The sequence below is a fragment of the Candidatus Aquicultor sp. genome (genome assembly GCF_054640775.1).
In genome coordinates this window covers 1-9,635 of sequence record NZ_JBTSLF010000103.1, presented here as the reverse complement: position 1 = coordinate 9,635, position 9,635 = coordinate 1, and the positions used below count along the sequence as shown (strand labels likewise).

The following is a 9,635-nucleotide window of genomic DNA, read 5'->3' as shown; positions in this document are numbered from 1 at the left end:
CTTATGTGGTGGTTGAAAAATCCGTGGCCCTTTCGGGGCCGGATAGGATTTTACCCCACATAAGAGACAAGCGTAGGCAGGTCGCGAACTTTGAGGCGAGGCAAGGACACCCTCCTGCAGGCCGGGCTGTTTAGCACCCAGCACGCACTCTAAGACCGTTGCTTCTAGCATCTACCTCAGCACACTAAAGTGTCACCAAGAAACCGTGTCTTTATCGATCACCATCACGCCGCAGTCATTATTCCACCCGCCGCAGCCTCGCGATAAATAATCCATCGATGCCGTGTTTGCTGGGCAGCAGCTGAATCATTCCATCGCGGACATCCTCACGAAGCGGTTCGGGCAGATAAGGTGCAACATCATCCACATAGAAATCTTCCCTTATTCGCAAGAAGCGGTCGACCACTAACTTTGTTTCCTGCCTGGTCAACGTGCAAACCGAATACACCAAAACACCGCCGGGTTTTACGAAATCGGCAACCGCGGTAATAATCTCGGTTTGCAAGCTCGAGAGTTCCTCTATCTGCTCCGGCTTCTTGGTCCACCTTGCATCAGGCCGGCGCGCCAAAACCCCTAATCCGGAGCACGGCGCGTCGCACAAAATCCTGTCGACCGGCTTTTTGATGACCGACTTGAGTTTGGTGGCATCCGCCTTTATAGCCTGGGCAATTGTGGCATCCATCCGTTGAATATTTTGTTTAAGCAGGTTGACACGGGTGGGATTAACATCTACCGACAAAATCTGGCCTTTGTTCTGCATGAGCTGGGCCATGTGCGTTGTCTTTCCGCCGGGGGCGGCGGCCACATCGAGAATCGTTTCGCCGGGCTGGGGGTCGACCACGTGGGCGATGATCATCGAGCTTTCATCCTGGATGTAGAACTGGCCTTCTTTGAATTGCGGGAGCCGCGTAATATCCCCCCCGCCCTTCACTACCAGGGCTTCGGGCACGTACATCCCCGGCTCTACCTGCCAGCCCGCCTCTTTAAGCTCTGCGGCCAGCTTCTCGGGAGTCGCCTTGAGCGTATTTACCCTGATCATAAGCCTTGGCGGGCGGTTATCCGCCTTGCAGAGAGCTTCGGTCTCCTCGATTCCGAACTCTTCGATCCACATCTTAACGATCCAAAGGGGATGAAAATACTTGAGCGATATGTACCTGACCGGGTCTTTTTCCTTGTCCGGCCAGGGAAGATTATCTTTTTCGCGCGCGATCGTGCGTAAGAGACCGTTGACGAATTTAGCTATTCCCGGATGGAAATTCTTCTTTGCGATAAGAACGGCCTCGTTAACCGCTGCATGGTCGGGTACGTCCATATACATGATTTGATAAACAGACATGCGGATGAGGTCGAGCACGAGATCGGGGATTTTATCCAGCTTCTGCTTCGAGAACTGCTGGATGACCCAGTCAAGCATGCCTTTTGCCCTCAAGGTGCCATAGGTAAGCTCGGTTGCAAAGGCTTTATCCCGCCGGTCGAGATCGCTTTCCTGAAGCTTTTTTGGGAGAAGAAGGTTGGCATAGCTGCCCGTTTTATGGACGCGATGGATAACTTCAAGTGCGATTTCGCGCGCCGTCTTCGCCATCGGCTAATCCCCGAGCCCTTGGCTGTGAACCACCGTTCCCAGCCTATCGCCGACGTTAAGGCGGTAGCCGCGCATAAACTCCGCGCCGCTTATCTTCTTCTTGTTGGCGGGCTGCACCTCGACGAGAAGTAACGGTTCGGTCCCGGTAGCAATATAAGGGCCGGTACGTTTATCGATATGGATAATCGTACCGGGTTCGGTCCCGGCGATATCCGGGACGACCTCCGGGGTTTTTGCCGCCCACCAGATTTTGAGCAGTGTGTCGTCGACATGGGTGTGGGCGCCGGGTTTCGGGTTAAGACCCCTTATCTGGTTGAAGATAGCTTCGGCAGGTTTTGCCCAGCTAATCTCGAGGTCCTTGTCCTCTATTTTTTGGGCATAGGTGACTTCAGCCGGGTTCTGCTTCTTGGGTTGGATGGTGCCGTTTTCTATCCCGGTAAGCGCCTCGATTATTAGGTTGGCGCCGATGGTGGACATCCGTAGCGCCAAAGTTTCCGCGGTATCCTGCAGCTCTATGTCGATTGCCTGCTGCAGGAGGATATCGCCCGCGTCGAGCTCCTGGACCAGCTGCATGATGGTAACGCCCGTCACCGTGTCACCTCCCATTATCGCGCGCTGAATCGGGGCGGCGCCGCGCCACCGGGGGAGCAGCGACGCGTGGATATTAATAATCCCGTATTTCGGGATATCGATAAGCCATTGGGGTATGATTTTGCCGTAGGCGAATACCACGCCGATATCCGGCCGCAGCTCTTCCATTTGCATTCTGAACTGCTCATCCTTTAAAGTTACGGGCTGGACTAGGGGAATGCCCTCTTCCAGCGCTAGGAGCTTAATAGGGGGAGCGCCGATTTTCTGCTGGCGCCCGGAGCGTTTATCGGGTTGGCTCACAACGAGAACCACCTCATGCCCGGAATCGACAATCCTCTTTAAGACCGGGACTGCAAGCTGCGGTGTACCCATAAAAAATACGCGCATCGTTACCTTTCGTACGTTATACCAGCGGTATCTTCCCCGCCAGCTCCTTTAAGGTGCGGCGGCGTTCCTCGGGGCTGGTCCTATCGAGGATGAGCATGCCGTTGATGTGGTCCACTTCATGCTGGAGCGCACGTGCAAAAAGCCCCTCGGCTTCAAACTCAACCGGCTCGCCTTTCTCGTTCATGGCCTTAAATCGTATCTTCGCCGACCGCGGAACCATTACCTGGATTTCCTGGGGATAAACGCTAAGACACCCTTCTTCCCCCTCCTCGGTCTCATCGCTATACCACGTGATTTCGGGGTTCAGGAATACCATCAAGCCCTCATCGACATCGACGACGATTACGCGTTTTAGTATCCCGACCTGGTTTGCGGCAAGCCCCATCCCGGGCGCGGCATACATCGTATCGGCCATGTTCTTGATTAATTTATGCAACTCATCATCTATCTTCTCTACCGGCAACGTCTTTTCTTTTAACACCGGATCGGGAAATTTCCTAATCGGCAAAACCGCCATGTCGTAACTCCACCTTCTTTACAGATAACTGTCAGCTTATTTTAAAGTACCCAAACGGGATCTACATCTATAGATAAGATTACTACGTTTTGATACTTTTCAGGAATGAATCGACCAAAATTATCTTCTAAAAAGCTTTTTATTGTCAAGTCGTCACGGACCTTCAGCAATATGTGCCAGCGATAGTCGCCCTTGACCTTAAGGAGCGGCGCCGGCGATGGCCCCACGATATCGGCTGCCTCTTCAAGACCCGCTGCGGCTATGACCTTGGCGGCCCGTTTTGCGAGGCCCACTACCGGTTCGGGCTCGGCGCCCGAAAAGAGTAGCCTGACGATGGTTGAAAACGGGGGATAGTTAAGCTCCCGGCGGAACTCTATTTCAGTCTGATAGAACTCGTCGTATCCTCCTGTCAGCACGGCCTGGAGGGAATAGCTGTCGGGTGTATGCGTTTGGATTACAACGCGGCCCGGTTTCTCACCGCGTCCGGCGCGGCCTGCTACCTGCATGAGAATCTGGAACGTGTGCTCGCCGGCACGAAAATCCGGCAAGTGGATGGATGTGTCGGCGTTGATGACCCCGACCAGGGTGACCTCGGGAAAATCCAGACCTTTGGCGATCATCTGGGTTCCGAGAAGAATCGCCGATTTCTCGTTTTGAAACATCGCCAGGCGCTTCTGATGGGCGCCTTTACGGGATGTGGTGTCGGCGTCCATCCTGATAACCGGCACCCCCGGATATAGACGGCCGAGTTCGCCCTCGACGCGCTGGGTCCCTACTCCCGGGTAATTAATCTCACCGCGTCCGCATTTCGGGCACGTTTCCGGCGCCCGTGTCGCAAAGTTACAGTGATGGCAGCGCAGGCTGTGATTAACGGAGTGGTAGGTAAGCGAAACCGAACAGTTGTGGCACTTTGGCACGAACCCGCAGTCCTGGCAAATTATGAAATTGGAGAATCCCCGGCGGTTCAGGAAAAGAATCGCTTTCCCGCCGGAATCCAATGTTGCATTGAGTCTATTTACTAAAAGCCCGCTAAAGATGGGGCGTACTTTTTGGAACGGCTCGTCGCGCATATCGACGATTTCGATTCGCGGCAACTGGCTTTTCTTAATGCGCTTTCGTAAAAAAAGCGGCTTGCAGAGGGCATTCTCCGAGCGCCACTTGGATTCTAAAGACGGCGTTGCGCTTCCAAGAATGGTGCAGGCGCCTTCAAGCTCTGCCCGCTTTATCGCAACATCCCGCGCATTATACCTGGGGTTTCGCCCCTGTTTATAGCTGGCCTCGTGCTCCTCGTCAACGACGATAACGCCGAGATCGGTAATCGGGGCAAATATCGCCGAGCGGGCGCCGACCACCACACGGTACCTGCCTTCTTGAATACCCCGCCATTGATCGAACCGCTCGCCCCCTCCGAGGCCGCTGTGCAGAATCGCGACATTTTCGCCAAACCTCGCCTTGAATCTGGCGACCACCTGTGCGGTAAGCGCGATCTCCGGGACCAGGACAATCGACCCTTTACCCTTCTCGAGCGCCCGTTGAATCGCACGCAGATAGACCTCGGTCTTTCCGCTTCCGGTAACACCCTGAAGCAGAAACACATCGCTCGATCCTTTATCGATGGCGGACAGCACCGCCGAAAGCGCACCCTCCTGCTCGTCGGTAAGCTCGAGCGCCGTATCCTTATGGAAGAAGTATTGCTCGGGCTCTCTGTTGACCACGCGCTCTTCAATCCGCACCAGGCCGCGCTCGACCAGCGCCTGCAGCGACGAATGCGGGGCCTGTGAATCCGCCAGCAGCTTTGCCACCTGACCCGAACCGCAAGCGGCAAGAGCCTCGTAGACTTGCCGCTGCTTCGGCGCGCGTTTAAGCCCGGCCATTGCCGATTCGACCCGATCGTCACCCTGCGGGATAAGAACCGCATAGCGGGCCGTAGATTCCTTCACCTTCGGTTGCTCGACCTCATATAAGCGCTCGACAAAACCCAGCGCTTGCAGCCGGGCTATAACCGATGAGATATCCTTACCGCCGGTCGCGGACTTTAAGACTTCGATCGAAGCCTCCCCGCCCAGATGCGTTAATGCGTCGATAATCTCGGATTGCCGTGGAGCCAGATTTACCGGTATCTCGCCCGCGATTCTGACCAATTGGATGATCTTACTGCCGCGACCGGGTGGGATGGCGAGCTTTAACGCCTCGCCCAACGTCGAAAGATAATACTTGGCGATCCAGCGGCATACATCGACCATGCGGTCATCAAAAACCGGGCGCTCGTTAAGAACAGCCTCGATCGAAACGAGTTTTTTTGCCTCCGAACTATCGGTAAAACCAACCACGTAACCGATCTGCCTCGTTCTTCCGAAGGGGATCAACACCACCGAGCCAACGCTGATTCTTGAGGCAAGCTCTGGTGGAACAAGGTAATCAAAGATGCGATCGACTTCTCTTACCGGAAGGTCAACGATGACTTCAGCAATAATGGGTGTATGCGGCAAAAACAGTACTCCTTAGGGTTACAACGTAAACGGTCCTGCGGTATTTATTATAGCACGCCGAAGAGAACAGTAGGCAGAATGTGGGTCGGGAATGAAAGCAAACAAGTGCAATTGTGGCCAATATTTTTTAGATTTTTCTGCTTACTGCATACTGCCTACTGCTTACTTACCCCAGGGTAGTAAGCTCTTCGCTCAAATCCTTTAATCCCGCTTCCTCCCTAAGAATAGCGGCTTTATCCGTTTTCTCCCAGGTGAAGTCCGCATCCTCGCGGCCGAAGTGACCGTACGCTGCCGTCTTCCTGTAAATCGGGCGCCTGAGATCAAGGTCGCGGATGATTGCCGCGGGCCTTAAGTCAAAGTGTTTTCTGATGAGCACCTCGATCTCTTCAGTTGAGATTTTTTCGGTGCCGAACGTCTCGACCATGATGGAGACCGGATGTGAAACACCGATCGCATAGGCGATTTGCACCTCACAACGCTCCGCGAGACCCGCAGCTACGACGTTCTTTGCGACGTACCTGGCAGCATACGCCGCTGAGCGATCGACCTTTGTCGGGTCTTTTCCGGAAAACGCGCCGCCGCCATGGCGACCGAGACCGCCATAGGTATCGACGATGATCTTGCGGCCGGTAAGCCCTGTATCGCCCTGCGGACCGCCTATCTCAAATTTTCCGGTTGGGTTAACCAGGATTTTGACCTTGTCGTAGTCGATCAACCCGGCCGGCACGGTCGGTTCGATGACTTTCTCGATGAGCGCGGGTCTGAGTTCCCCTTCTATATCGATACCCGGGGCATGCTGTGTCGAGATGATGATAGTATCCACCTCAACGGGTCTGCCGTCTTCATATGCTATCGTCACCTGGGTTTTGCCATCAGGGCGCAGGTATGGCAGCTGGCCGTTTTTCCAGACCTCCGACAGCTTATAGGCAAGCTTATGTGCGAGGAGAATCGGCATCGGCATTAACTCGGGTGTCTCATTGCAGGCATATCCAAACATCATGCCCTGATCGCCGGCACCCTGCTTATCCAAATCCTCATCGGCACCTACAACGCGGTTCTCATAGGCATTGTCGACGCCCTGGGCGATATCGGGTGATTGCGGGTCGATGCTCGTCATAATGCCGCAGGTGTCACAGTCAAAGCCAAACTTCGCCCTCGTATAACCGACATCGCGGATGGTCGACCTTACCACGCTCGGAATATCCACATATGTGCTCGTCGTGACCTCTCCGGCGACGACAACCAACCCCGTCGTTACCAGCGTCTCAACAGCAACTCGCGCCATCGGGTCGTCCTTATAGATGGCATCGAGGATGCCGTCGGATATCTGATCCGCGATTTTATCCGGATGTCCCTCCGTCACCGATTCCGATGTTACTAAATACCTCTTAGACAACTTACTACCCCCTTTTATTTAACAAAAAAACCCTCGGCTTGAAAGAGCACGAGGGTTTACATTATTAACTTTATAAACCTTCTCTCATCTTTCAGAAACCTTTTTGCGGAAAGGCAATGCCTTCCCAGTCTGCAGGAGTTAGCACCTTAGAAACGGATTACGCTTACGAACCCGGTTCCAGGTTGCCGAGGCTTCACAGGGCCAGTCCCTCCACCTCTCTGGATAAGAGCCGATATGTGTGCCGCCTGCCGGCGGTTGTCAAGGTGCGTACTAAAACGCATTTCTATAAGCAGATTAGCAGATAAAATCCCCTGGCGTCAAGCACTAGCCGGTGCTTCCGAACAATTAAAGTTACCCTCCGATGCTGTCGATATCAACCAAATCAGGTGGTTACTATTACGTGAATATTATTATCATTGGCGGAGGTAGAAGCGAGACTTCTACACTGCAAACGCTGGCAGAAGCAATATCCATCAACATACTCGGCATCATAATCGAATCATACGACGAAGAATCCATCGAACTTGCAGCAGCATTCAACATCCCGATTGTACGCGATTGCAGTGAACTCCTAGAGAAAACTAAAATTGATTTGATCGTCGATCTCTCCGAGCCGGACGGTCCGGGCGCGCAGAGCTGCGACCATAAACCCGCGGGTATCGATAGTATCGACCACTCGACCGCGCAGTTACTCTGTCGTCTTCTTCAATCTGAAAGCAGGAGCACTTACGACCTTATTGATAAGCTGACCCGAGAGCACTGGTCTCTTTACGAGATCGGTACCAGCCTCTCTTCCGCTAAAGACCTCGCCGAAGTCTCTCAAAAGATCATCGAGCAAGCAACGGTGCTCACCAACGCACCGGCCAGCAGTCTTGCGATCTACGACGAGGAGCTGGACGAGATGTATTTTTCGGCCTCGACCGGCTTTAGAAGCGGCATTGCAATCCAGCAAAGCTGGAAACCGAGAGAAAACGGCCTTACTAACTATATCCTGAACCACGAGGGCCCGGTGACTATCTCCAATATGGATAACCACCCGGAGTTCCATAACCCAGAGTTAGTGAGCGAGGGAGTAAAATCGCTTATCGCCTGTGCGCTGACACTGGATGAAAAGGTAGTCGGAATCATCTATGTCGACGACTTCAAACCAAGGGACTTTACCGAGCACGACATCTCTATCCTCTCGCTGCTGTCGACATATGCGGCCATGGCGATCGAGAAAGCGGAGCTTCTTGAGGAAACAAGACTGCTCTCGATCACCGACGACCTCACGCAGCTCTACAACCACCGATATCTCGTGCAACAGCTCTTAACCGAGTTCAGTAGGGCAAAGCGTTATCAGGAGCCCCTCTCGTTCATAATCATCGATATCGATCACTTTAAGCAGTACAACGATACGCACGGCCATGTGCAAGGGAGCGCGGTTTTAAAACAGCTTGCCGGTCTCTTAAAATCAATAAGCAGGTCGCACGATATTGTCGCGAGATACGGGGGCGAAGAGTTTACGATTGTCTGCCCTAAAACGAACAAGCAAAACGCGTTTGATTTTGCCGAACGAATCAGGCACACGATAGAGAGCACGGAGTTCCCCGATGCGTACACACAGCCGCTCGGCGGCATTACCGTAAGCATCGGCGTTGCAAGCTTCCCGGATGACTCACTTGACCCGCTTGGGCTCATCGATAAAGCGGATATAGCCCTTTATCTGGCGAAAGGTTCGGGAAGGAATTGTGTCTGCGCTTACGATGAAATCGAGGATGCGGCGATATAATCGACCATCCAATCAAGGATTTTCTCGGCTAACTCGGTTTTCTTATAAGTCTCAAGGCCCCCTACCGGGCCTTTTTTAGTTATAAGAACAGCCAGGTTAAGATCACTGCCAAACCCAACGCCGGGACTCGCTATATCGTTCGCTACGATGAGGTCGAGGGCTTTTTTCTCGATCTTTTTTGTTGCATTCTCGATGATCTTCTCCGACTCGGCGGCAAAGCCGACTACCAGCTTGTTCCCCCTGTTCTTGGAGACCGCCTGCAGGATATCCGGGTTAAGCTCAAGCTCGATGCTCTTCGGCATCCGCTCTTTCTTTATCTTCTCGATACTGGATGACGATGGCCTGAAGTCGGCAACTGCAGCCGTCATGACGATCGCGTCTACTTTCTGCAGATGCTCCATCACTGCGTCATGCATCTGCTGCGCTGTTGCCACTTGTATGGTGTGCACCCCAAGCGGGGGGTTTAGGCACGTCGGCCCGGAAACGAGGATGACTTCAGCGCCACGGGCGCGGGCTGCCTGCGCTATCGCATACCCCATTTTGCCCGATGAGTGGTTTCCGATGAAGCGAACGGGGTCTATGGGCTCGCGTGTACCGCCGGCGGTGATCATAATGCTCTTTCCGGCCAGGTCGTGGGATGTGCGCAGGATATCTTCCAGGTAGCTTACGATCGAAAGTGTGTCCGGGAATCGTCCGACTGCATTGCCTTCGCCGCACGCCAGCCGGCCTACGTCGGGCTGCATCACCTTGACGTCACGGCTTCTTAGGATTTCCAAATTATGCTGGGTCGCTTTATTATCCCACATGTAGTTGTTCATAGCGGGGACCATAACGATGGTGCTTCGGGCCGCCAACAGCGTTGTCGAGAGCGCATCGTCGGCTAATCCATGGGCGGCCTTCGC

At 53.8% G+C, this 9,635-nt stretch carries 7 protein-coding genes and 1 riboswitch; of the genes, 1 reads left to right on the top strand and 6 read right to left on the bottom strand.

The window, feature by feature from the left end; genetic code table 11:
• Positions 1-238: 238 nt before the first annotated feature.
• The 5 genes from rsmB to metK form a co-directional block, all read right to left on the bottom strand.
• Positions 239-1,582, bottom strand: a complete 1,344-nt coding sequence (gene rsmB, locus ACYC56_RS09285) for a 16S rRNA (cytosine(967)-C(5))-methyltransferase RsmB (RefSeq protein WP_461373901.1) — start codon at positions 1,580-1,582, stop codon at positions 239-241.
• 3 nt (positions 1,583-1,585) lie between these two features.
• Positions 1,586-2,560 carry a methionyl-tRNA formyltransferase gene (gene fmt, locus ACYC56_RS09280; RefSeq protein WP_461373900.1) on the bottom strand — a complete coding sequence of 325 codons (975 nt, stop codon included), beginning with the start codon at positions 2,558-2,560 and terminating at the stop codon, positions 1,586-1,588.
• Between the two features lie 16 nt (positions 2,561-2,576).
• Positions 2,577-3,077, bottom strand: a complete 501-nt coding sequence (gene def, locus ACYC56_RS09275) for a peptide deformylase (RefSeq protein ID WP_461373899.1) — start codon at positions 3,075-3,077, stop codon at positions 2,577-2,579.
• A 41-nt stretch (positions 3,078-3,118) separates the two neighbouring features.
• A complete protein-coding gene (priA, locus tag ACYC56_RS09270; RefSeq protein WP_461373898.1) occupies positions 3,119-5,566 on the bottom strand; it encodes a primosomal protein N' in 2,448 nt (815 codons plus the stop codon).
• A 166-nt stretch (positions 5,567-5,732) separates the two neighbouring features.
• Positions 5,733-6,962: a methionine adenosyltransferase gene (metK, locus tag ACYC56_RS09265; RefSeq protein WP_461373897.1), complete on the bottom strand. Its 1,230-nt coding sequence runs from the start codon at positions 6,960-6,962 to the stop codon at positions 5,733-5,735.
• An 81-nt stretch (positions 6,963-7,043) separates the two neighbouring features.
• A riboswitch (SAM riboswitch) is annotated at positions 7,044-7,191 on the bottom strand.
• A gap of 171 nt (positions 7,192-7,362) precedes the next feature.
• Here metK and ACYC56_RS09260 point away from each other — a divergent pair.
• The gene (locus ACYC56_RS09260; RefSeq protein ID WP_461373896.1) at positions 7,363-8,733 is read left to right on the top strand and encodes a sensor domain-containing diguanylate cyclase; all 1,371 of its coding nucleotides are present in this window, start codon (positions 7,363-7,365) and stop codon (positions 8,731-8,733) included.
• On the opposite strand, the gene coaBC is transcribed toward ACYC56_RS09260, so the two are convergent.
• On the bottom strand, positions 8,703-9,635 hold a 933-nt coding region (coaBC, locus tag ACYC56_RS09255; RefSeq protein ID WP_461373895.1), incomplete at its 5' end, for a bifunctional phosphopantothenoylcysteine decarboxylase/phosphopantothenate--cysteine ligase CoaBC. The two genes, ACYC56_RS09260 and coaBC, sit on opposite strands and share 31 nt — an antisense overlap.